General features: G+C 74.1%; 22 protein-coding genes. 14 read left to right on the forward strand and 8 right to left on the reverse strand.

The genetic code is table 11. The annotated features are described in order from the left end of the window. Positions 1-183: 183 nt before the first annotated feature. On the reverse strand, positions 184-1,125 hold the full coding sequence (locus tag ACIOJE_RS03485) for a D-2-hydroxyacid dehydrogenase family protein (protein ID WP_280680759.1): 942 nt from the start codon (positions 1,123-1,125) through the stop codon (positions 184-186). 225 nt (positions 1,126-1,350) lie between these two features. Between ACIOJE_RS03485 and ACIOJE_RS03490 the strand changes: the two genes are divergently transcribed. Beyond that, positions 1,351-2,829 carry a DUF2252 domain-containing protein gene (locus ACIOJE_RS03490; RefSeq protein ID WP_400773017.1) on the forward strand — a complete coding sequence of 493 codons (1,479 nt, stop codon included), beginning with the start codon at positions 1,351-1,353 and terminating at the stop codon, positions 2,827-2,829. Positions 2,830-2,933: 104 nt separating this feature from the next. On the opposite strand, the gene ACIOJE_RS03495 is transcribed toward ACIOJE_RS03490, so the two are convergent. The 3 genes from ACIOJE_RS03495 to ACIOJE_RS03505 are packed head-to-tail and all read right to left on the reverse strand — an operon-like array spanning position 2,934 to position 5,687. Beyond that, a complete protein-coding gene (locus ACIOJE_RS03495) occupies positions 2,934-3,620 on the reverse strand; it encodes an alpha/beta fold hydrolase (RefSeq protein WP_280680761.1) in 687 nt (228 codons plus the stop codon). Positions 3,621-3,648: 28 nt separating this feature from the next. Next, the gene (locus ACIOJE_RS03500) at positions 3,649-5,127 is read right to left on the reverse strand and encodes an MFS transporter (protein WP_400773019.1); all 1,479 of its coding nucleotides are present in this window, start codon (positions 5,125-5,127) and stop codon (positions 3,649-3,651) included. After that, positions 5,124-5,687 (reverse strand): helix-turn-helix domain-containing protein, encoded by a 564-nt coding sequence (locus tag ACIOJE_RS03505; RefSeq protein WP_400773021.1) that lies wholly within the window; start codon positions 5,685-5,687, stop codon positions 5,124-5,126. Before ACIOJE_RS03505 ends, ACIOJE_RS03500 begins: the two co-directional genes overlap by 4 nt. Before the next feature lie 156 nt (positions 5,688-5,843). Here ACIOJE_RS03505 and ACIOJE_RS03510 point away from each other — a divergent pair, with 156 nt between their 5' ends. The 7 genes from ACIOJE_RS03510 (at position 5,844) to ACIOJE_RS03540 (ending at position 13,911) form a co-directional block, all read left to right on the forward strand. After that, positions 5,844-7,547: an amidohydrolase gene (locus tag ACIOJE_RS03510; RefSeq protein ID WP_400773023.1), complete on the forward strand. Its 1,704-nt coding sequence runs from the start codon at positions 5,844-5,846 to the stop codon at positions 7,545-7,547. A 28-nt stretch (positions 7,548-7,575) separates the two neighbouring features. Further along, positions 7,576-8,370 (forward strand): LuxR family transcriptional regulator, encoded by a 795-nt coding sequence (locus ACIOJE_RS03515; protein ID WP_280680770.1) that lies wholly within the window; start codon positions 7,576-7,578, stop codon positions 8,368-8,370. A 211-nt stretch (positions 8,371-8,581) separates the two neighbouring features. Further along, the gene (locus tag ACIOJE_RS03520) at positions 8,582-9,964 is read left to right on the forward strand and encodes a DUF2079 domain-containing protein (RefSeq protein ID WP_400773025.1); all 1,383 of its coding nucleotides are present in this window, start codon (positions 8,582-8,584) and stop codon (positions 9,962-9,964) included. A gap of 96 nt (positions 9,965-10,060) precedes the next feature. After that, positions 10,061-10,468: a GntR family transcriptional regulator gene (locus tag ACIOJE_RS03525; RefSeq protein WP_280680774.1), complete on the forward strand. Its 408-nt coding sequence runs from the start codon at positions 10,061-10,063 to the stop codon at positions 10,466-10,468. A 63-nt stretch (positions 10,469-10,531) separates the two neighbouring features. Further along, the gene (locus ACIOJE_RS03530; RefSeq protein ID WP_400773401.1) at positions 10,532-11,464 is read left to right on the forward strand and encodes an ABC transporter ATP-binding protein; all 933 of its coding nucleotides are present in this window, start codon (positions 10,532-10,534) and stop codon (positions 11,462-11,464) included. Then, positions 11,461-12,504 (forward strand): hypothetical protein, encoded by a 1,044-nt coding sequence (locus ACIOJE_RS03535; protein ID WP_400773026.1) that lies wholly within the window; start codon positions 11,461-11,463, stop codon positions 12,502-12,504. The genes ACIOJE_RS03530 and ACIOJE_RS03535 overlap by 4 nt, the downstream gene beginning before the upstream one ends. A gap of 129 nt (positions 12,505-12,633) precedes the next feature. Then, a complete protein-coding gene (locus tag ACIOJE_RS03540) occupies positions 12,634-13,911 on the forward strand; it encodes a DUF5685 family protein (RefSeq protein ID WP_400773028.1) in 1,278 nt (425 codons plus the stop codon). 53 nt (positions 13,912-13,964) lie between these two features. Here the strand turns inward: ACIOJE_RS03540 and ACIOJE_RS03545 are convergent, their stop codons facing one another. Next, entirely contained in the window at positions 13,965-14,150 is a 186-nt protein-coding gene (locus ACIOJE_RS03545; RefSeq protein WP_280680781.1) for a hypothetical protein, read from the reverse strand. 186 nt (positions 14,151-14,336) lie between these two features. Between ACIOJE_RS03545 and ACIOJE_RS03550 the strand changes: the two genes are divergently transcribed. Then, a complete protein-coding gene (locus ACIOJE_RS03550; protein WP_400773031.1) occupies positions 14,337-15,545 on the forward strand; it encodes an alginate lyase family protein in 1,209 nt (402 codons plus the stop codon). Between the two features lie 110 nt (positions 15,546-15,655). Here the strand turns inward: ACIOJE_RS03550 and ACIOJE_RS03555 are convergent, their stop codons facing one another. Beyond that, positions 15,656-16,498, reverse strand: coding sequence for an HAD family hydrolase (locus ACIOJE_RS03555; RefSeq protein WP_280680786.1), 843 nt, complete (start codon positions 16,496-16,498; stop codon positions 15,656-15,658). A gap of 423 nt (positions 16,499-16,921) precedes the next feature. Between ACIOJE_RS03555 and ACIOJE_RS03560 the strand changes: the two genes are divergently transcribed. Together ACIOJE_RS03560 and ACIOJE_RS03565 are read left to right on the forward strand one after the other, a co-directional pair. Beyond that, a complete protein-coding gene (locus ACIOJE_RS03560) occupies positions 16,922-17,785 on the forward strand; it encodes a chitosanase (RefSeq protein ID WP_400773033.1) in 864 nt (287 codons plus the stop codon). Between the two features lie 292 nt (positions 17,786-18,077). After that, positions 18,078-19,346 carry an ROK family protein gene (locus ACIOJE_RS03565; RefSeq protein ID WP_400773035.1) on the forward strand — a complete coding sequence of 423 codons (1,269 nt, stop codon included), beginning with the start codon at positions 18,078-18,080 and terminating at the stop codon, positions 19,344-19,346. An 11-nt stretch (positions 19,347-19,357) separates the two neighbouring features. Here the strand turns inward: ACIOJE_RS03565 and ACIOJE_RS03570 are convergent, their stop codons facing one another. Continuing rightward, a complete protein-coding gene (locus ACIOJE_RS03570; RefSeq protein ID WP_400773036.1) occupies positions 19,358-19,927 on the reverse strand; it encodes a TetR/AcrR family transcriptional regulator in 570 nt (189 codons plus the stop codon). A gap of 100 nt (positions 19,928-20,027) precedes the next feature. Here ACIOJE_RS03570 and ACIOJE_RS03575 point away from each other — a divergent pair, with 100 nt between their 5' ends. The 3 genes from ACIOJE_RS03575 (at position 20,028) to ACIOJE_RS03585 (ending at position 22,231) form a co-directional block, all read left to right on the forward strand. Beyond that, complete coding sequence (locus tag ACIOJE_RS03575) at positions 20,028-20,498, forward strand: nuclear transport factor 2 family protein (protein ID WP_280680794.1); 471 nt, start codon at positions 20,028-20,030, stop codon at positions 20,496-20,498. A gap of 41 nt (positions 20,499-20,539) precedes the next feature. Continuing rightward, on the forward strand, positions 20,540-21,046 hold the full coding sequence (locus ACIOJE_RS03580) for a GNAT family N-acetyltransferase (protein ID WP_400773038.1): 507 nt from the start codon (positions 20,540-20,542) through the stop codon (positions 21,044-21,046). A 111-nt stretch (positions 21,047-21,157) separates the two neighbouring features. Beyond that, positions 21,158-22,231, forward strand: coding sequence for a hypothetical protein (locus ACIOJE_RS03585; RefSeq protein ID WP_400773039.1), 1,074 nt, complete (start codon positions 21,158-21,160; stop codon positions 22,229-22,231). On the opposite strand, the gene ACIOJE_RS03590 is transcribed toward ACIOJE_RS03585, so the two are convergent. Then, positions 22,219-22,809 (reverse strand): hypothetical protein, encoded by a 591-nt coding sequence (locus ACIOJE_RS03590; protein WP_400773040.1) that lies wholly within the window; start codon positions 22,807-22,809, stop codon positions 22,219-22,221. The genes ACIOJE_RS03585 and ACIOJE_RS03590 overlap by 13 nt on opposite strands. Positions 22,810-22,864: the final 55 nt, after the last annotated feature.

Here is a 22,864-nt window from a genome sequence, read left to right on the forward strand (position 1 = left end):
GGCGATCAATGCTTGAAATCTGCTGGAGCCCGCCGGCCGCGCTATGGCGAATGGGCATTGTCAGACCCGCCCTCTGCAGGGATCGTAACCCGCACGCCTCGGCAGCGCTCACCGCAGGCGCCGACACCTCGGTCGGCGCAGCGACGGCACCCTTGCACCACGCATCCGGCCGCCGGACAGGCCCTAGGTGAGGGTGCGTATCGGTCGTCCCGCCTGGAAGGCGGCGATGTCCTCGACCGCGTCGCGGTAGAAGACCTCGTAGAGCTCGCGGGTCACGTAGCCGATGTGCGGGGTGAGGACGGTGTTCGGCAGCGTACGGAAGGGATGGTCGGCGGGCAGCGGCTCGACGTCGTAGACATCGAGCGCCGCGCACCGGATCGCCTTGCGCCGCAGGGTGTCCAGCAGGGCGTCCTGATCGACGATCGGCCCCCGCGAGGTGTTCACCAGGATCGCGGACGGTTTCATCGCGGCGAGTTCCGCACTGCCGACCAGTCCTCTGGTGCGGTCGCTGAGCACCAGGTGCACCGACAGCACGTCCGCGGCGGCGAACAGCTCCTGTTTGGTCACAGCCGTCACCCCGTGCTCGGCCGCGCGTTCGGGTGTGAGGTGCTGGCTCCAGGCGATGGTGCCCATACCGAACGCCTGGCCGATCCTGGCCACGCTGCTGCCCAGGTTTCCCAGTCCGAGAAGGCCGAGGGTTTTCCCGTCCAGCCCGGTGCCGACCGTGCGTTGCCAGCCGCCGTCCCGCATCGCACGCTCCTCGACCGGGAGGTTGCGTGCGGCGGCGAGGATCAACGCCCAGGTGAGTTCGGCGGTGGGCGACCCGAAGTATCCGGTCGCGGAGACCACGATGCCCTGCCGTGCGGCGGCCGCCACGTCTATCGCCGCGTTCCCTGGGCCGGTGGTGACCAGCAGCTTGAGATCGGGCAGCCGACGCAGAACCTCGGCGGTGAACCACGTGCGCTCGCGCATCGCGACGACGACCTCGAAGCCGGCGAGCCTGCGAACCAGTTCGTCCGCATCGGGGATGTGGTCGGTGAACACCTCGATCTCGGCGTCCAGCCGGCCCCAGTCGGCGCAGTCGAGGGCGACGCCCTGGTAGTCGTCCAGAATCGCGACCTTCACAGCGGTGATGCTACGGCGCTCCTCGTGGTGGGGCGAGCGGAGGCGAGCCCGTCACGTCGCCGGGCTGGCAGGCGGTCAGGGCGAGGGCACCACCGTCCGCGCCGACGGCCGCAGGAAGCACCCCGCGCCGCAGGAACCGACGTCAGGCGCCGGACGTCACTCCCCCTGCAGGCCGTTCGCGCAGGTCGTGGGCGGGTGGGAGCCGGAAGGGACGGGCGGGGAGCGGTGACACAGGTGACCGGTGCGGTGGACGGGGCCGTGGTGGACAGGGCCGTGACGGACGCGGGCAGGGCGGACTCGAACGGAGTGGGGCCGCAGGGCCACCGGGCCTTCGCGGTGGCCGGGTTCGCCTCGGGGCAGGACGGGCGCGCGCGGGAGCGCGGGAAGGCCTTGCGCCGGCGGGTGCCGCGGGAGCGGCATGCCGAGTTCGCACCCGCGGCGGGGCGGCCGACGGCCGTGGAGGCGATCGAGGCCTCCAACGCGGGCCGGATCGCCGAGCTGGTGCCGATCCGGGTGGGGCGGATGGCCGCCACGCCGTTCGCGTTCCTGCGCGGTTCGGCCGGGCTGATGGCCGCCGATCTGATGGGCACACCGGACACCGGGGTGGGCGCCCAGCTGTGCGGGGACGCGCACGCCGCCAACTTCGGCCTGTACGGGGACGCCCGCGGCCGGCTGGTGATGGACATCAACGACTTCGACGAAACCGTGCCCGGTCCCTGGGAGTGGGACCTCAAGCGGCTGGCCGCGAGTCTGGTGCTGGCCGGCCGGGAGACCGGGGCCGACGAGGCCACCGCCCGGGAGGCCGCCGAGCACGCGGCCGGCTCCTACCGCCGGACCATGCGCACGCTCGCCAAACTGCCCGCGCTGGACGCCTGGAACGCCGTCGCGGACGAGCAGTTGGTCTCCTTCACCGAGGCGCACGACCTGGCCGAGGTGCTGCAGAAGGTCGGCGCGAAGGCGCTGGGCAACACGAGCGCCAGATTCGCCGCCCGCAGCACCGCCCGCACGGCGGACGGCGGCCTGCGGTTCACGGCCGCTCCCCCGGTGCTCACCGAGGTGACCGACGCGACCGCGCGGGCCGTCGCGGAGTCGCTCGGCCCGTACGTGGCGACGGTGCCCGCCGAGGTGCGTACCCTGCTGTCCCGCTACCGGGTGCAGGACGTGGCGTTCCGGGTGGTGGGCACGGGCAGCGTCGGCACCCGCTCGTACGTGGTGCTGCTCACCGACCACCGGGACCAGCCGCTGGTGCTCCAGGTGAAGGAGGCCCGTCCGTCGGCGCTGCTGCCCTACCTGGAGCGCGCCGGCCACCCGGTGGCCGGGCAGGACGGCCACGAGGGCCGCCGGGTGGTGCTCGGGCAGAAGCACATGCAGGTGGTCAGCGACACCCTGCTGGGTTGGACGACGGTGGACGGACTGCCCTACCAGGTACGGCAGTTCCGCAACCGCAAGGGCAGCGTCGACCCGGCCGCGCTGCTGCCGGGCCAACTGGACGACTACGCCCGGATCACCGGCGCCCTGCTGGCCCGGGCGCACGCGCACACCGCCGACCCCGGCCTGCTGGCCGGCTACTGCGGCAAGAGCGAGGAACTGGACGAGGCGGTCGCCGCCTTCGCGGTCGCGTACGCGGACCGGACCGAGGCCGACCACGCCGACCTGGTCGCGGCGGTGCGCAGCGGCCGCCTGCCGGCCGAGCACGGGGTCTGAGTCACAGGGCCTGAGTCACAGGGTCTGGACCAACAGGGTCCGGACCAACGGGGTCCGCGCCGGCGAGGTCCGCATCAGCGAGGTCCGCGCCGGCGAGGTCCGCGTCAGCGCGCCAGGAACGGCGCCACCGCGGCGACGTACTCGGCGGGCCGGGCACTGTGCACCAGGTGCCCGGCCTCGATGGTGACCAGCCGGCAGTCCGGGATCAGCCGGGCGAGTTCGGCCAGCCGCTCCTGCGGGATGTGGCTGGCCGAACCGCCCGCGACCAGCAGGGTGCGGGCGGTGATCCTCTTCATCCCCTCCCGCCAGGCCGGGTCGGGGGTGTCGATCTGCGCCTTGACCGCCTTCACCACGGCCCAGTCGAAGTGCACCGGTTCGTCCGGCGCGTCCGGCACCGCACTGGCCGGGCGCGAGTACGGCGCCGGGATGTCCTCCAGGACCAGGCGGTCGATCCGTTCCGGCCGGGCCTGGGCGACCAGGTAGCCGACCGCGCCGCCCATCGAGTGGCCGACCAGGTCGACCCGGGCCAGGCCGAGCGCGTCGAGGAAGGCGAGCACGTCGTCGCGCATCTCCTCCAGGCCGTAGGGGGTGGTGCGGCCGCTGTCGCCGTGGCCGCGCAGGTCGAGCGCGTACACGTGGTGCCCGGGCGCGAGGGCGGGCAGGACGACGTCCCAGTCAGTGGCGCGCTCGCCGAGGGCGTGCAGCAGCACCAGCGGCGGGCCGTCCGCCGGGCCGCTCGCGCGGTAGGCGATCGTCAGCTCGGGCAGTTCCACGGTCCGGATCTCGGTCATGCTCGTCACCGTACGCGCCGACCGGCCGTCACCGGACGGGTGTTCGCCCACGGCTCACCGCGACGGGCTCGCCCGTCGCGCCGCGGGCCGCCGCCCGGCCGGCGAACACCGAGGCCAGGACGGCGAGGGCGGCGACCGCCGCGCACACCGCGCTGGTGGCCAGGTAGGCGGAGCGGTGGCCGCCGCCCCCGGCCGTCTGCCGCAGGTACACCCCGGACAGCGCCGAGACCGAGACCGCCGCCGCGATCCGCTGCGCCATCTGCAGGATCGCCCCGCTCACCCCGGCCGCCTCGGCGGGCGCGTGGCGCAGCACGTACGCCTGGTTCGTGGCGCTCATCAGGCCGATCGAGGCGCCGCCGCACAGTTGCAGCAGCGCCAGCAGCCAGGGCAGGACGGCGGCGGGCGCCCAGTGCGCGACCAGTCCGCTCGCCAGCATGACCAGGGCGGAGCCGGTCATGCCCGCGGTGACGGTGCGTCGGCCGAAGCGCTGCACCACCCGCCAGGCCAGCGCCGAGGCGACGCCCATGGCCAGCGCCGAGGGCAGTGCGACCAGCGCCGCGCCCATCGGGGAGAGCCCGAGGCCGTCCTGGAGGAACATGGTGAGCACCAGTCCGGCGGCGAGCGAGGAACCGAACTGCGCCATCGCGGTCGCGGTGCCGAGCGCGTACGGCGCGGAGCGGGTGAGCGCCGGGTGGATCAGTGGGTGGCCGCCGGCGCGGGCGTAGCGGCGCTGCCACCAGGCGAGCGCACCGAGCAGCAGGACGGCGGCGGCCGCGAAGGCCAGCCAGCCGCTCCAGCCGGGCGGTTGGACGAACGGCAGCATCAGGGCGAGGGTGAGCGCGGCGACCAGCAGCAGGCCGACCAGGTCGAGGTCGGCGTGCCGGGCGCTCGGGCGGGGCCTGGGCAGGTGACGCACCGCCAGCGCGACGGTGGCCAGGCCGAACGGCACGTTGAGCAGGAAGGTCAGCCGCCAGCCGTGCTCCGGGCCGACGGCCGCCAGGACCGCGCCGCCGATCGGCGGGCCGAGCGCGAAGGCCAGCCCGCCGGTGACGGCGTACATGCCGAGGGCGCGGGCCCGCAGCTGGCCGTCGAAGACGTCCTGGAGGGTGCCGATCATCTGTGAGTTGACCAGTCCGGCGCCGACGCCCTGGAGCAGCCGGGCGGCGATCAGCACCCCGGGTGTGGTGGCGGTCGCGGAGACCAGGCTGACCAGGGTGAACAGGGCGAGGCCGGTGACGAAGAACCACTTGCGGCCCCGGACGTCGCCGAGCCGGCCGCCGGGGATCAGCGCGAGGCCGAAGGCGAGCGAGTAGCCGGCGACGATCCACTGCAGGTGGGCGGGCTGGGCGTGCAGGCTCTCGCGCAGCGCCGGGATGGAGGTGTTGAGGACGGACTGGTCGAGCAGCGTGGTGAAGCCGCCGGCGACGCAGACCAGCAGGACGCGGCGCCCGGCGGCGTCGAAGCGCTCGCGGGGCGCGGCGGCTATCCGGGCCTTCGGAGACCTCACGGTTCGACCACCACCAGCGCGTAGCGGGCCTCGTCCGGGCCGGGGGCGCGGAAGCGGCTGGTCCCGGAGACGTAGCGCAGGCAGTCGCCGGGGCCGAGCAGGTGCATCTCACCGTCGACGGTCAGCTCCAACGTCCCCTGGAACACCCAGAGGTGGTGTTCCAGGTCCGCCACGCAGGGGCGGTCGTAGGCGATGTCGGCGCCGGCGGGCAGGCGGCCCTCGACGATCTCGGCGCGCAGCGAGCCGTGCGGCGGGGAGACCGACCGGCGGACGAAGCCGGTGGCCTCGTCGCGCCAGACCCGCTGGTCCGCGACCCGCACCAGCCGGGCCGGCGCCGACTCGACCTCGGCGAGCAGCCGGGACATGGTCCGTCCGTACACGGCGCAGAGCCGTCCGAGCAGCGCGGCGGTCGGGCTGACCTCGGCGCGTTCGACCCGCGACAGCGTGGACCGGCTGATGTCCGCCAGCCGGGCCAACTCCTCCAGCGTCCAGCCCCGTTCCACCCTCAACTCGGCGAGCCGGTTGGCGAGCCGCTCGTCGGCGGCCGTCTCGATTCCCATATTCGCGATGCTATCCCGGATATGAGATCACGTCCGGGGCCCGGAGCGCGTATCGGTGGAATGACCGATGTGCGGCGGGCGGGGGCGCGGCCATAGTCCTCGGGAGATCGCTCGCGGGCGGCCGTGCGGTGCGCCCGGTTTTCGAAAGGACCTTCTGTGGACGCGTATGCGGATCTGGTGTTCGTCGGTGGGAAGGTGGTCACGGTCGATGCGGAGTTCACCGTCGCCTCGGCCCTGGCGGTGACCGGCGGGGTCATCAGCGCCGTCGGCGGGCGCGACGACGTCGCGCCGCTCGTCGGGCCCGCCACCCGCGTCGTCGACCTGCGCGGGGCGACGCTGCTTCCCGGCATCAACGACTCGCATCTGCACGGATGCGCCTTCGGCATGGCGACGCCGCCGCTCTCCCTCGACCTCGGCCACCCGGCCGTGTCCTCGCTGGCGGACGTGGTCGCGGCGGTGGCGGAGGCCGTCGGACGGCTTCCGGCCGGACAGTGGATCACGGGGCACGGCTGGGACACCGGTTACCTCGACGAGTGCCTCGCCGATCCGTCGCGGTCGCCCTCGCGGCGCGACCTCGACGCCGTGAGCCCGGACCACCCCGTCGTCCTGTACTCCTTCTCCGGGCACGCCACCTGGGTCAACTCCAAGGCCCTGGAGCTCATCGGGATCGACCGGCAGACCGTCGCGCCGCCCGGCGGGGCGATCGTCGTGGACGAGGCCGGGGAGCCGACCGGGCTGCTCCACGAGGGGGCGCAGGCCCTCGTCCAGAACGCGCTGCCGCCGCTCGGCCGGCAGGAGCGGACCGACGCGATCCGGTCGACCCTCGCCACGCTCGCCCGGCTCGGCGTGACCAGCTACACCGAGCCCGGGCTCGGCCCCGGCGGCGACGGCATCATGCGGGGCGCGCTCGGCGCGGAGACCCTCGACGTCTACCGCCGGCTGCTGGCCGACGGCGAACTGACCGCCCGCGTCGGCGTCCTGCTCCTGCCCACCGGAATGGCGAGCAGCGCCGACGAGTTCGCCCACACCCTCGCCCTCCTCGACGAGTCCGGCGACACCGACCCGCGCCGCCTCGCGATCCACGGGGTCAAGATCTTCGCCGACGGCATCGTCCCCAACAGGACGTCCTGGATGCACGAGCCGTACGTCGGCGGCGGCTGCGGCTCGCTGTGCGTCGGCGGCGAGACCGACGCCGAGCGGATCGCCGAGATCGGGGCCATCATCCGGCACGCCCACGCCGCCGGGCACCAGTTGGGCGTCCACGTCACCGGCGACCGGGCCATCGACACCGTCGCGGACGCCTTCGCCGCGGCCATGGCCGAGCACCCGCGGCCGGACGCTCGCCACTACGTCATCCACGGCGACTTCCTCACCGCGCACAGCATGAAGGTGCTGGCCGCGCACGGCTTCGGCGTCAACATGAACCCCACCATCAAGTGGACCGTCGCCGACCTGGAGGAGGAGTTCGTCGGCGCCGGACGGGCCGCGTACGCATGGCCCTACCGCGATGCCCTCGACGCCGGCGTGCGGGTCGCGAGCGGGTCCGACGCCCCCGTCACGTACCCGGACTGGCGCCAGGGCGTCGCCACCATGATGCTGCGCGAGTCGAAGGCCGCCGGCCGGGTCAGCGGCCCCGAGCAGCGCATCGGCCTGGCCGAGGCGATCCGCACGTACACCGTCGACGCGGCCTGGCAGGACTTCGCCGACGACTGGAAGGGCTCCCTGGAGCCGGGCAAGGTCGCCGACCTCTGCGTGCTCGACGGGGACCTGCTCACCGCCGACCCCCACGACATCCCGCAGTTGCCCGTCGTCCTCACCGTCGTGGACGGGCGGGTCGTGCACGACACCCTGCGCGATTGACGTCTTCCGGGCACATGATCATCCTTGGATGATGGCAGCGGAGCGGAGCACGGCGGACATCCTGGACGCGGCCCTCCACGTCCGTGCGGCCGCCAGGAGCGCCACGAGCGGCGCGACCGGCGTCGACGCGGTCCTGGCGGCGCTGTCGGAGGTGGTGGACTACGACCACGCCTCCCTGGCCCGCTGGGATCCGCTGCGTCGGCGCCACACCACGCTGGCCGGCAGCTACCCGGACGACGCCACGGCCTACATCGAGACCCGCCTCCACCACGATCCGGTGTTCCCCGTGCTCCGCAGCCCGGCCCGGGGCGGCCTCTGGCTCAGGGACGTCCCCGGGCAGCTCCTGGCGGCGTCCCCGGGGTTCCAGCAGGTGCTGTCCCCCCTCGGCATCGAGGACGGCGTGGCCCAGTGCCTGTTCGCCGCCGACGGCCGGTACGTCGGCATGCTGAACGTCAGCACCCGTCGACCGCGGCGCTCGTCCGATCCGGCGCGCGCCGTGGTCACCCTGCTCACCGAGTCCCTCGCGGCGGCCGTCGCCCCGCACCCGGGCCCGCCGCCCGAGGAGGTCGCCGCCGCCGGCCCCGCCAAGCCCGCCGGCCCCGCCGCGGCCGCCCGGCGGCCTGGCGGGCTCTCCCCACGGGAGCTCCAGGTGCTGGCCGAACTGACCGCCGGCCGCACCAACCGGGAGATCGCCGAGCGGCTGTACATCACGCCGCGCACGGTCGGGACCCACATCGAGCACATCCTCGCCAAGCTCGACCTCCCCAACCGCGCGGCCGCCGCCGCCCGAGCGGCCGCCTGGGGCATCGAACCCGCCCACTGACGCGCGCCCGGCGGCGCACGACGCTCGGACCACGGGCGCACCGAACCCGCCCCACCGGATCCCGCCCCACCCCAGAGGGCCTTCGACAACCGTCTGACGGACCGCATTCGGGCAGGTCACAGGCCCGGTCGGCGCAGCCGGACCGGAGTTGACGGTGATCTCTCCTTCCATCACCCTTCCACTAATCGAATAGTGAAAGGGTACTTTGCCCATGCGCCTGTTCCCCCCGTCACGCCGACCCGCCGCCCTGGCCTGGGGCCTGGCCGCGGGATTCGCCGCGCTCTACACCTGCGTCGCCGTCAACCGGCACCGGCGCGGCCTGACCAAGGCCTACGACCTGGGCATCTTCGAGCAGGCCATCCGCGCCTACGCGCACGGCCAGGCACCGATCGTGCCGCTCAAGGGGCCCGGGTACCACCTGCTCGGGGACCACTTCCACCCGCTGATCGCCGTGCTCGCCCCGGCCTACCGGGTGTTTCCGAGTCCGGTCACCCTGCTGGTCGCGCAGGCGCTGCTGATGGCGCTGGCGGTCGTGCCGCTCACCCGGTGGGCGCACGAGGTGGGCGGGCCGCGAGTCGCGCTGGTCATCGGGTGCGTCACCGGGGTGTCCTGGGGCATCGTCCGGGCCGCCAGTGACGACTTCCACGAGATCGCCTTCGCCGTCCCGCTGTTGGCCTTCGCGGCCACCGCGCTCGGCCGGCGCCGGCACCTGACCGCTGCGCTGTGGTCGCTGCCGCTGCTCCTGGTGAAGGAGGACCTCGGCCTGACCGTGGCCGCCGTCGGCCTGCTGATCGCCTGGCAGTCGCGGCAGGACCGGCGCAGCCCGCTGCCGGGACTCGCGCTCGCAGGCGTCGGGGTCGCGGCCACCGTGCTCACCATGCTCGTGGTGCTGCCCTCGTTCAACCCGCACGGCGGCTTCGACTACTGGCAGCAGCTCGACGGCGGCGGGCAGTCCTCCGGTTGGTCGCTGGCGGCCCGGATCGGCTGGCCCCCGGTCAAGTGGCTGCTGCTGTTCCTGCTCGCCGCGACCGCCGGCTTCCTCGGGCTGCGCTCGCCGCTGATCCTGCTCTGCGCACCCACCCTGGCCTGGCGACTGTTCTCGGCCAACCCGCACTACTGGGGCGTCAGTTACCACTACAGCGCGGTACTGATGCCGCTCGTGATCGCGGCCCTGGTGGACGCCCTCACCCGCGCCGACCCGCGCCGGGCGCGGCGCGCGCTCACCGCCGCCGCCCTGGTGGCGGCCGTGACCGTGCCGGTCTATCCGCTGCACGAGGTGGTGATGCCCGAGGCGTGGCGCACCTCCGCCCGGCTCACCCACGTCCGGGCGGTGCTCGACTCGATACCCGACGGCGCGACCGTCGCCGCCTCCAACCGGCTCGCCGCACAGCTGACCAGCCGGGACACCGTCACCCTGGTCTGCCAGGAGCCGACCGGGCCCGGGCCCGAGTGGGTGGTCGCCGACCGGACGGACCCGAGCGTGCAGGCCCCGTGCGCGACGGCCGCCACCGACCGGATGCTGACGGAGTACGAGCGACGCGGCTACCGGCGGGTCATCGACGCGGACGACCTCCTGCTGCTGCGCCGGCCCTGATCGTCCGCACCGCCCGGCACCCCCCGGTCCGGCTTGACCCGCGCACCGCCTTGCGCCACCATTCCACTATTGGACTAGTGAAAGGTCGAATCGCGTGTGATCGAGTACCGCATCGAGCGGCGCAGCGGGGTCTCCACGTACCAGCAGATCGTTCAGCAGACGAAGCAGGCCCTGCGGCTCGGGCTGCTCCAGCCCGGAGACAAACTGCCGACCGCACGGGAGGTGGTCGAGCTGACCGCGATCAACCCCAACACCGTGCTGAAGGCCTACCGCGAACTGGAACGCGAGGGCCTGGTCGAGCCCCGGCCGGGGCTCGGCACCTTCGTCCGGCGCTCGCTCGCCCGGCCGGAGGCGGCCGCCGACGGGCCGCTGCGCGCGGACCTGGTCGGCTGGGTGGACCGGGCCCGGGAGGCCGGGCTGGAGCGTGAGGACATCTCCGCGCTGATGGCCTCCGTCCTGGAACAGCGATTCGACACCGGGGTCTCCCCGGCAACACCGAGTTAAGGACACTGGGGGGACCGGGTGAACGACCCGACGAACACGCCGCCGGCATCGGCGGCGCCTTCGATACCGGCAGCACCGCAGGCACCGGCGGCGCTGGCGGCCGACGGCCTGGGCAAGCGGTACCGCCGCGACTGGGCGCTGCGCGACTGCACCTTCGCCGTCCCGGCCGGGCGGATCTGCGGGGTGGTCGGCGCCAACGGCGCGGGCAAGAGCACCCTGCTCGGCATCGCCGCCCGCCTGCTCACCCCCACCGAGGGTGAGCTGCGGGTGTTCGGTGAGCCGTCCACCACCGACGACCTGCGCGGCCGGATCGCGTACGTGGCCCAGGACAAGCCGCTCTACCCCGGCTTCACGGTGGCCGAGACGCTGCGGCTCGGCCAGGAGCTGAACCCGGCCTGGGACCAGGACTTCGCCCAGCAGATCATCGACCAGGGCGAGTTGAGGCCCAGGGCGAAGATCGGCTCGCTCTCCGGCGGCCAGCGCACCCGGGTCACCCTCGCGCTCGCCCTCGGCAAGCGACCCGACCTGCTGCTGCTCGACGAGCCGATGGCCGACCTCGACCCGCTCGCCCGGCACCAGCTGATGGGCACCCTGATGGCCGAGGCCGCCGAGCGCGGCACCACCATCGTGCTCTCCTCGCACCTGCTCCCCGAGCTGGACGGCGTCATCGACCACCTGCTGCTGGTGCAGTCCGGGCGGGTCCGCCTCTGCGGCGACCTGGAGGACCTGCTGGACGGGCACCGGCTGCTCACCGGCCCGGCAGGCACCGCGGTCCCCACGGGCGTCCTGGTCGAGCAGCGCTCCACCGGCCGTCGGGTCGACGTGCTGGTCCGCACCGGGGAACCGCTGGACGGCCCGTGGGAGGGCGGCCGGCCGAGCCTGGAGGAGCTGCTGCTCGGCTACCTCCGGGCCCCGCTCACCGCCCCGGTCACCGCTGGGGCCACCGCCGGGCCGGCCACCCAGGCGCAGACGACCGAGAACGGGATCGCCGCATGACCACCGACGTCCTGACCGAGCGCGCCGCCGCCGCGCCCGCCGCGCCCGCCGCGCCAGAGCCGCCGACCCCGCGCCGCCGGGGCAGGCTGCTCTGGCTGACCTGGCGCCAGAGCCGCATCACGCTGTGGGCGATCGCCGGCCTGCTGGTCCTCGCCTCGGCCACCCTGCTCTGGCTCCACTTCTCCCTCCAGCAGATGGTCGACGATCTGGACCGGGCCGGCTGCCACGACTCCGACAGCTGGAGCACGATCAACTGCTGGTCCCTGATCGACCCCATCGACAGGCGCTCCGTGGTGTACACCCAGTGGCTCCAACCGGCCGCCGCCGCCGTCCCGCTGCTGCTCGGCATGTTCGTCGGCGCCCCGCTGCTGGCCCAGGAGTACGAGCGCGGAACCGTCCGCCTGGCCTGGACCCAGTCCGTCAGTCCGCTGCGCTGGCTCGGCGCGCGGATCGCCCTGCCCGGACTGGTGGCGCTGGCCGCCGCCGGGGTGCTCGCCGTGTTGATGACCTGGGTGTGGTGGGTGGACATCGCGCACGGCCCGGTCGCCTTCGATCCGCCGTTCCAGAGTTTCACCTACCCCGTCCTCGGGGTGGTGCCGGTCGCCTGGTCGCTGTTCGCGCTGGCGCTGGGCCTGCTGGTCGGGCAGTTGCTGCGCCGCACGGTGGCCGCGATCCTGGTCACCGGCGTCCTGGTGGCCGCCGCCCACGGCCTGGTCCGGTGGACCCGCCCCTTCTTCTACCCGACGGTGAAGGAGGTGGTCCCGCTCAACGGCTGGCAGCCCCACAACGCGTGGCTGGTCGACCGCGGGCCGGTGCTCGCGGACGGCCGGTGGGTCTCGACGGACTCCTGCCGGGGCCACTGGGAGCGCTGCGCGAGCACCACCCACAGCTGGATCGAGTACCACCCTGCCGACCACTTCGTACCGATCCAACTCGTCGAGACCGGGATCCTGGTGGCGCTCACCGCCGCGGCGCTGGCGCTGGTCTTCCACCGGGCACGGCGGGACGGCCACGCGCTGCGGGCGACCCGGCGGGCCTGAGGTCCCAGGGTCCGCCCCTCCCGACGGCCTCCGCCCCTCCCGCCCCCTCGGCCCGGGAGGGGCGGTGATCATATGATGTGCGGCGGATCTGGGCCGGTCAGCGGCCGCAGGCCAGGGCTTGGGGGAATCATGTTCGGCATCATCAGACCGTGCAGGCACCGGCTGTCCGAGCGGCTCCAGAGCTCGTGGATGGCGCACCTGTGCGGGCTCTGCCTCGCCCTGCGCGACGACCACGGCCAACTCGCCCGCACCGCCACCAACTACGACGGTCTGATCATCTCGGTCCTGGTCGAGGCCCAGGCCGCCCGCGAGGACGCCTCCTGGCGGCGCACCGCCGGGCCGTGCCCGCTGCGCGGCATGCGCACCGCCTCCGTCGCCAGGGGCGAGGGCGCCCGGCTCGCCGCCGCCGTCTCGCTCGCCCTCGCCTCGGTCAAGATCCGCGACCACGTCGAGGACCGCGACGGCGTCTTCGCCCGCCGCCCGGTCGCCGCCGGGGCCCGGGCGGTCACCCGGCGATGGGACCGGCAGAGCGCCGGCAGTGCCTCGACGATCGGCTTCGACACCGGCGTCCTGCTCGAAGCCGCCGCCCGGCAGGGCGCGTTGGAGCGGTCACTGGCGCCGGGCGGTTCCGTCCTGCTGGTCACCGAGCCCACCGAGACCGCCACCTCGGCCGCGTTCGCGCACACCGCCGTCCTCGCCGGGCGCCCCGGCAACGCCGCCCCGCTCGCCGAGGCCGGGCGACTCTTCGGCCGACTCGCCCACCTCCTCGACGCCGCCGAGGACCAGGCCGCCGACGCCGAGACCGGCGCCTGGAACCCGCTCACCGCCACCGGCACCGACCGCGCCGAGGCCGAACGCCTCTGCCGCGACGCCGTGCACGGCATCCGGCTCGCGCTGCGCGAGGTGGAACTCACCGACCGGGCCCTGGTGCACCTGCTGCTCGCGCACGAGACCGAGCGGGCCGTCGACCGGGTCTTCGGCCCGGCCGCCCACACCACCGCCTGCCGCACCCGGAACGCCGGGCCCGGCTCGCCCGCCGCTTCCGCGGACGGCGAGCACCCGAACGACGCGCCGCCGCGCCAGGCGCCGCCCGGCCAGGACCCGGGCCAGGCGCCGATCCCGCCGTGGGTGCCGCAGGGCCCGGGCTTCGGCCCGATCGGCGAGAAGCCGCCGCGGCCGCGCAACCTGCTGGCCGGCTGCGCGGTGTGGGCGCTGATGGCCTGCAGCTGCCAGCTGCTCTGCTGCGACCACAACGACCCGTTCAGCCGGGAGCGCCGCGAGGGCTGGTGCCAGCGGCACGACTGCGACTGCCCGGACTGCTGCGACGGGTGCAACGGGTGCGACTGCTGCAACGGCTGCGATGGTTGTGACTGCTGCGACGGCTGCGACTGCGGGTGCGACTGCTGACGCAGCGTCAGCCCTCCGGCGGCCTCACGACCACCGGGCGGCGGCGGGGCCCGTCAGGCATCGGGCCCCGCCGTCGCCGCCCGGCCGGCCGCCTGGTCCGCGACCCGGGCCGCCGCCCGGTCCGCCGCCAGCGAGCCCTCAAGTCGCGCCAGCAACTGCCGGAACCGCCCGGCGTCCTGCTCCGTCATCCGCCCCTCGGGCGCCGCCGCCCCCGGCCACTCGGCCACCATCTCGTTCATGGGCCCGAGGCTAGGCCTTGGCGATCAACAGGCGATAAACACACCGCGGCCGGGCGTGCGGACGCGGCCACCCCTCATCTGCAGCCTCTTGGCGTGTCCATGAGCCAATGGTTCAATTCTCATGTTAGGCAACTTTCCTAACCTGACATCAGAGCACGACCTCCTCCCCCCACGAGAGGACCTCCCATGGGTCGTCGCACCACCAGGGCACTGATCGCCGCGGCGGCGCTCGCCGCCCTACTCCCGCTCGCGGGCGCACCGGCCGGGGCCACCGGCGCGGCGGCGGAACCCGCCCAGCACACCCGGGCGGCCGGCTTCCAGCACCCGGGCGTGCTGGTCGGCAACCAGCAACTCGCCTTCGTCAAGGGCAAACTGGACGCCGGGGCCGAGCCCTGGAAGTCCGCCTTCGCGGATCTGCAGTCCAGCAAGTACGCCGCACTGGACTGGAAGCCCCGGCCGCGCGCCAACGTCGAGTGCGGCTCCAGCTCGAACCCCAACAACGGCTGCTCCGACGAGCGCGACGACGCGATGGCCGCCTACGCCGACGCCCTGCAGTGGGCGCTCACCCGCGACCAGCGGTACGCCGACAAGGCCATCGAGATCATGGACGCCTGGTCGGCCGTGATCCAGGAGCACACCAACAGCAACGCCCCGCTGCAGACCGGCTGGTCGGGCAACAACTGGTCCCGGGCCGCCGAGCTGATCCGCTACTCCGGCGCGGGCTGGTCGGCCGCCTCGATCGACCGCTTCGCCACCATGCTGCGCACCGTCTACGTGCCGCTGCTGTCCCCCGGCAGCCCGCGCAAGAACGGCAACTGGGAGCTGATCGAGACCGACGCCCTGATGGGGATCGCGGTCTTCCTGGACGACCACGGCCTGTTCGACCAGGCCGCCGGCATGTGGCGCAAGCGCCTGCCCGCCTACGTCTACCTCGCCTCCGACGGCGACCTGCCGGTGCCGCCGCCCAAGGCCGGGATCGAGGGCGAGTCCGCGCTGGTCACGTACTGGTCCGGCCAGTCTACCTTCGTCGACGGGCTGTCGCAGGAGACCTGTCGCGACTTCGGCCACACCGGCTGGGGCCTGGAGGCCGCCGCCCAGACCGCCGAGACCGCCCGGCTGCAGGGCCTCGACCTGTGGGGAGAGGGGCGTGAACGGCTGGTCAAGGCGCTGGAGTTCCACGCCGCCTACGACAACGGGGCGGACGTGCCGGACTGGCTCTGCGACGGCTCGGTGAAGACCGGCCTCGGCCCGGCCGTCCAGCTCGCGTACAACGAGTACCACCTGCGCGAGGGCCTCGCGATGCCGCAGACCGAGCAGTACGTGGCCGCGCACAGCCCGTTCGGGGCCAACTACTTCATCGGATGGGAGACCCTGACCCACACCAGCGCGCCCTGACCGCCCGGGCGGGGAACGGTGGTTCCGGGCGTGCGCCCGCCCGGAACCACCGTTCCGGCTGCGCCCCGCCCGGGAACGGACGTTCCGGGAACGTCCGTTCCGCGCGCGGCTCACCCCTCGGGGAACAGGGCCTCCAGGACGGCGGCCACCCCGTCCTCGTCGTTGCTGCCGATCACGTGGTCCGCGGTGGCCAGCACCTCCGGGTGGGCGTTGGCGACGCCGTACGAGGTGCCCGCCCAGGCCATCATCGGCAGGTCGTTGGGCATGTCACCGAACGCGACCGCCTGTTCGCGGGCGATCCCGCGCCGTCGCGCCAGGTCGCCGAGCGCGGCGGCCTTGCTCACGCCCTTCGCGACGACCTCGACCAGCCGCTCGCCGTTCGCGTGGTACACGGTCACCAGGTCGCCGAGCACCGGGCGGGCCAGCGCCAGCAGCTCGTCCGCGGACAGCTCCGGGTGGCGGCCGATCAGCTTGGGCGCCGGGCGGCCGAACAGCCGTGCGTCGTCCAGGCGTTGCACGGTGGTGTCGGCATCCCAGGCGCCCGCCTCGTACTGCGCGTCCCCGGCCAGCTCCTGGGCGTACTCGACGGCCAGTCCGATGCCCGGCACGGCCTCGCGCAGCAGCCGGGCGCTCTCGCCGAGCACGTCGACCGGGATCGGGTTCTCGGCGATCACCGCGCGGGTGCGCATGTCGTAGCCGAAGGCGCCGTTGGAGCAGATCGCGACGCCCCGGTGGCCGAAGGCCGCCGCGATCTCGCCCATCAGGCGCGGCGGTCGCCCGGTGACCAGGACGACGAGCCCGCCGGCCCGTTCGACCCGGGCGAGGGCGGCGACGGTGCGGGCCGAGACGGTGCGGTCGCCGCGCACGATCGTCCCGTCGAGGTCGGTGGCCACCAGGCGGGGCGGCCGTAGCGGGGTGACGGTGGGTGGGATGGTGCTCGGGATGATGCCCATGGGTCGATACTCCGTGCCGGTCGGGGTTCGGTGGGGGCGGCCGGGCGCTGGGGCGTGTGCGGTGCGCGCGCGTACGGCGCGGGCGGTGCGCACGCGGCGGGCACGCGGCGTGTGCGTGCGAGCGGGGCGCCCGGTTCGGCGGTGCAGGGAGCTCGCGGGCCGGGCCCGGCGGTGGCCGGGCCGACGTCGCCAGACGCTCGGACGGTACCACCGGCACGGCCGGTTCGGCGACGACCGGACGCCCCCTCCGAACCCGGCGCAATTTTATTAGGAAACTTTCCTTACCTTATAGACCGTCGCCGGCCGCAGACCGTACTCTGCTGCCGCGAGCTCGCGCTCTTGCGCCCCCACGGCGCCCGGTCGATCGACGCGCCATCCCCCCACTGCCTCCGGCGCCACCGCCCCGGAGATCGGAGCACACCCATGCGAGTTTCCCGAACCCGACGCCTCGCCGCCGTCGCCGCGGCGGCCGCCCTGGCCGCCGGCCCGGCCTGGGCCGCCACCTCGGCCTCCGCCACCCCCACGGCGGCGACCGCCGCGGCCGTGCAGAAGGTGGCCGCCGGCGGACTGACCCCCGACCAGCACCGCCGCGCCGACCAGCTGATCAGCATCTTCGAGAACAGCACCACCGAGCTCCAGTACGGCTACGCCGAGAACATCAACGACGGCCGCGGCGTCACCGCCGGCCGGGCCGGCTTCACCACCAACGACGGCGACGCGCTCAAGGTCGTCCGCGCCTACACCGACGTCGCCCCCGACAACCCGCTCGCCCGCTTCATCCCCGAGCTGGAGCGCCTGGCCGCCGCCGGCAGCGGCGACACCAGCGGCCTGCCCGAGAGCGACTACATCGCCGCCTGGAAGCAGGCCGCCGAGGACGCCACCTTCCGGCAGGTCCAGGACGACCAGGTCGACCAGCGCTACTTCACCCCCGCCATGAACCAGGCCGACCAGCTCGGCCTCACCACCGCCCTCGCCCGCGCCGAGCTGTACGACGCCTCCATCCAGCACGGCAACGGCGGCGAGTACGACGCCCTGCCCGCGCTCATCAGCCGCACCGACGCCAAGGTCGGCTCGCCGTCCAGCGCCGGCGAGAACACCTGGCTGAACGCCTTCTTCGACGTCCGCGTCGACGACCTGACCAACCCTGCCAACTCCTCCACCGCCGACGAGTGGCGCAAGTCCGTCGACCGGGTCGAGTGCCTGCGCCGGATCGCCGCCACCGGCAACTACAACCTGGACGGCCCGCTCAACGTCACCGCCTTCGGCTCCAGCTACACCATCAACTAGCCACCTCCTCCACCAAGCCCGGGGTCCGGTGTGTGGGACCGGACCCCGGCCCGACGCGGCCCAGCTTCCCGGACTCCCCCACCCCGGGGAACGCGGCCCCGCCGGGCGATCCGACCGCCGGTGGCGGCAGGGCGCCGGGACTCCCCGCCGCCGCCGGCGGTTCGCGTTCCGCCCCACCGGTGGCGGTGGTCCGCGTTCAGCCCCGCGCCACCGGCAGCTCGCCTTCGGCCCCGCCGATCCGCGCACGGCCCGGCCTCGTTCGTCGACTGACGGGTACCCTACGATCGGCCGAATGAGCGCAGCAGGACGGACCACGGCCACGGACGGGGCGCCGCAGCCCGCCACCCCCGCTCCACTGTCAGGACATGGACAACAGCCCTGGAACCGGCAGCGGTTGCGGAGCAACAACGAGTGGCTCCTGCTGGAGCGGCTGCGCCGGTACGGCCCACTCTCCCGGGCCCAACTCGCCCGCGACACCGGGCTGTCCAAGCCCACCGTCTCCACCGCGCTGGCCACCCTCGAACTCGCCGGACTCACCCGCGAGGCCGGCAGGTTCGCGCCCGAGCGCGGCCGCACCGCCGTCCTGTACGAGACCGACCCGACCGCCGGACACGTCCTCGGACTCGACATCGGACGGGCCCGGCTGCGGGTCGCCGGCGCCGACCTGTCCGGGCACATCGTCGCCCGCCGCGACCTGCCCAACCGGGGCCGCTCGGCCAACGCCGTCGCCGACGCCGTCGTGGCGGCTGCCCGGGAGGCCATCGCCGAGGCGGGCCTGCCGGCCACCGCCGTCGCACACACGGTGGCCGGCTCGCCCGGGGTCTGGGACGAACGGCGGCGCAGCGTCCGACTCGCCGCCAGCCTGCCCGGCTGGGGCCGCCCCGGCCTGTTCGACCGCATAGCCGACGGCCTGGGCACCACCGTCACCGTCGCCAACGACGCCAACCTCGCGGCCGTCGGCGAGTACACCTACGGTGCGGGCGCGGGCAGCCGGCTCTTCGTCTACCTGCTGGTCGGCACCGGTCTCGGGCTGGGCGTGGTCAAGGACGGCGAGCTGCTGACCGGGGCACACGGCGCCGCCGGCGAACTCGGACTGATGCGGCTGCCCGACTGCACCACCGCCACCTGGAACACCGGCACGACCGGCTCCACCCTGGAGGAGACCGTCTCCGCGGACGCCGTGGTGCGCACCGCCCTCGACCTCGGGATGCGGCGGCCGCTCACCGCCGAGAAGGTGTTCGCCCAGGCCCGGGACGGCGAGCCGGCGGCGGTCGAGGCCGTCCGGCAGGAGGTGGACCGGCTCGGCTACGCGCTCGCCGTCGTCGCCGCACTGCTCGACCCGGACGTGGTCGTCCTCGGCGGCGGCATCGGGCGCAGTGCCGACCTGCTGCTGCGCCCGCTGGAGCAGGCGCTGCACGAGCGGTCCCCGCTGCGGCCCCGGCTGGAGGCGAGCCGGCTCGGCCAGGACGCCGTCCTGCTCGGCGCCGTCGCCACGGCCCTGGACACGGCGCGGCCCGAGGTGTTCGAGCGGCGCACGGCCCCCGCACCGGCCAGACCCTAACCGGCCGACCGTCAGATGCGGGCGGGCCGGGCGGCGTCCAGCAGGACGCGGGCGGCTTCCTTGGCATCGGCGGCGGCGCTCGGGTCGCCGTGCACGGCGGCGGTGGTCATCGCCCCCTCGGCGAGCAGCGCGAGGTGGACGGCGGTGGCGGGCGGGGCCCCGGCGGCCTCGGCCAGACAGGCGAGGTAGGCGTTGAACTCCTCCTTGTGGTGCCTGGCGGTCGCCGCGACCGCCGGCGAGACGGCGCCCAGCTCGCCGAAGGAGTTGACGAACGCGCAACCGCGGAAGTCGGGTTCGGCGAACCAGCGGCCGAGCCAGTCGAAGACGGCGAGCAGCTGGTCCCGCGGCAGGACGGCGGCGCCGGCCACGTAGACGGCGAGGTTCGCCCGCCAGCGCCCGTCCCGGCGGCGCAGGTACGCCTCGACCAGGTCGTCCTTGGACGGGAAGTGCTGGTAGAGACGGCGCATCGTCATGCCGGAGGCCGCCCGGACGGCGTCCATGCCGACCGCCTGGATGCCCTGCCCGTAGAACAGCTCCTCGGCCGCGTCGAGGATCCGGTCCCGCGGGTCGTGCTGCTCCATCTGCCGCGCCCTTTGCGTGAGAACGATGGTTCTCCTAGAGTAGCCGATATGGCGAGAACGACCGTTCTCGCCACTGGCTCCGCCGCACCGAGGAGATCCCGTGTCCGACCAACGCCCTCCCCTGCCCCCGTACACCCGGGAGACCGCCCGGCAGAAGGTCCGCGCCGCCGAGGACGCCTGGAACACCCGCGACCCCCGGCGCGTCGCCCTCGCCTACACCCCCGACAGCCGCTGGCGCAACCGCACCGAGTTCCTCACCGGGCGCGAGCAGATCGCCGACTTCCTCACCCGCAAGTGGCACCGCGAACTCGACTACCGCCTCATCAAGGAGCTGTGGGCGTACGACGGCGACCGCATCGCCGTCCGCTTCGCCTACGAGTGGCACGACGACTCCGGCCAGTGGTACCGCTCGTACGGCAACGAGAACTGGGAGTTCGACCCGAACGGCCTGATGGCCCACCGCCACGCCGCCATCAACGACCTGCCGATCACCGCCGACGAACGCCTCTTCCACTGGCCGCTCGGCCGCCGCCCCGACGACCACCCGGGCCTCACCGACCTCGGCCTCTGACCACCATGACCGCCCCGACCGCCCTGTCGTAGCCTGACGGAATGGCAAAGACCGTCACCTACCTCGAGATGACCGACCCCGAGGACCTGCGCCCCGCCCCGCCCGTCCCCGCACTCGCCCTGCTCCGCGCCGACGCCACGTCCCCCGCCGTACAGGTCGTCCAGGCCGAGGTCGGCAGGCCGCACGGCTGGAAGAGCTCCAGCCGCACCGAGCAGGACTGGGCGGCCCACCGCGCCCAGCATCCGCTGCGCCAGAGCTGGCTCCTCACCCACGACGGCGAACCCGCCGGAATCGTCGCGCTCGAACCGCACCCCGGCGGGGACGTCGAGATCACGACCTTCGGACTGCTGCCCGCGATGGTCGGCCGAGGCCTCGGTGGCTACGCGCTGACCCTCGCGCTCCGCCAGGCCTGGGCAACCGAACCCATCGGCGCCGGCACCGCACTCCGGGTCTGGCTGTGCACCAACACCAACGACCACCCCAACGCCCTGCCCAACTACCACAAGCGCGGGCTGCGCACGTTCCGCACCGAGGTCCATCCCGGGTAGGGCCTAGCAAGGGTGTTGTTCCACGACTGTGACACCGCGCACACCGGTCGCTGACCTCGCGCTGGGACGCTCCTGGTCGAATGCGAAACGCAGCCGAGGGGGGAACCTGGAATGTCCGTACGCAACAGATTCGGCACCGCCGCCGCGATCGCCCTGATGACCACCGTCGGCGCCGTCCTGCTCTCCGCCTGCGGCCCCGACAACGCCGGCTCGGATCCCACCGCCGCCCCGGCCACCTCCGCTCCCGGCACCTCCGCTCCCGGCACCGCGGCGCCGGGCGGCTCGACGCCCCCGGGCTCCCCCTCGGCCGGCGGCGGCACCCCGGCCCCGGGCGCCAAGGAGGCCAACGGCACCACCGCCGCCAACCGCCTGACCATCAGCACCGGCACCCAGGCCGTCGCGATGAACGGCACCACCGTCGACTTCGGCACCGTCGTCCGGGACCTCGCCTGGTCCCCCGACGGCACGAAGGCCGCGTTCGTCGACGGCAACGGCGACCTCGTCGTCACCAACCCCGACGGCACCGGGAAGACCACCGTCGCCAAGAACCCGGGCGGCGAGACCTGGTCCCACCCCAGCTGGCAGCACGCGGCGAAGGACCCCGGCGACGACTCCCTCCCCGAGGCCACCGAGCGCTTCAAGAACATCGTCTTCGCCGCCGCCAAGGGCGGCGTCCTGCGCCTGGAGACGATCCCCGCCAAGGCCGTCGGCGGCACCCCCGAGGTGCTCACCCCGCACAGTTCGGAAGGCGGCAACCCGAACCTGCCGCAGCCGCCCCGGACCGGCAACACCTGGGCCAACGCCGGCGGCCGGCACGGCGAGATCGCCTACGCCAACACCCCCGCCAACGAGGTCTACATCTACGACGACTACATCCGCCCCGCCGCCCGCGACATGGGCAAGGGCTCGCAGCCGGCCCTCTCCCCCGACGACGAGCACGTCGTCTTCGTCCGCTCGGTGAGCGGGCACGACCACCTCTTCAGCCGCTCCACCCAGTTCGACCAGAGGAACGAGAAGGACCTCACCCCCGGCGCCACCACCGACTACACCGAACCCGCCTGGTCCCCCGACGGCAAGACCATCGCGGCCCGCACCCCCGACGGCGTCAGCACCCTCCCCGCCGACGGCTCCGCCGCCCCGACCCAGGTCTCCACCGTCAAGGGCCTCCCCGCCTACCGGCCGTAGTCCCCGGCGGCCAACTCGGCGCGCAGCTCGGGAAGATGCTCGTCGGCGGACTCGTGCGGCAGGAACTCGACCACGTCGAGGAAGCGGAACAGCACCCGGGTCTCGGTGACCGCGTACTCGTAGTCGCCGAACCCGACCACCGCGCCCGCGCCGCCCCGCACCGCGCCGCGCACGGCGGCCGCCGTCACCGCGTCCGCCCCGTCCGCCGTCACGCCCCTGCGGGCGTTCGGCCGCGCCAGGTACGGGCACACCATCGCCGCGTACAGCATGCACGCCCGATGCCCCGGCCCCTCCATGGTCGGCGCGAGGTTGCGGTACGGCCGCCCCTCGGCGAGCGCCCCCGCGATCGCCGCGCTCTCCGCCGCCCCCACCACCCGCCACACGGGCCCCCGCGCCATGAACCCCCCGCACACCGAACACCGGCGCTCCAGCGCACAGTTCGCGCTGCGGCCGTGGTCCGTCAGCGCGAACTGCGGCTCACCGCCGTGCCACGGCGTGATCGCCGGCACCGGGTAGCCCCGGCCGTCCCGGGGCCGCTCCCCCACCCCCGCCGGCATCGGCACACGCTCGAATCGCACACCCCCATCCTTACCTTCTCCCCCCACCCCCGTCGACCTCCCGCGTCGCGCCCGG

The sequence above is a fragment of the Kitasatospora sp. NPDC087861 genome (assembly GCF_044742585.1).
Classification (GTDB): domain Bacteria; phylum Actinomycetota; class Actinomycetes; order Streptomycetales; family Streptomycetaceae; genus Kitasatospora.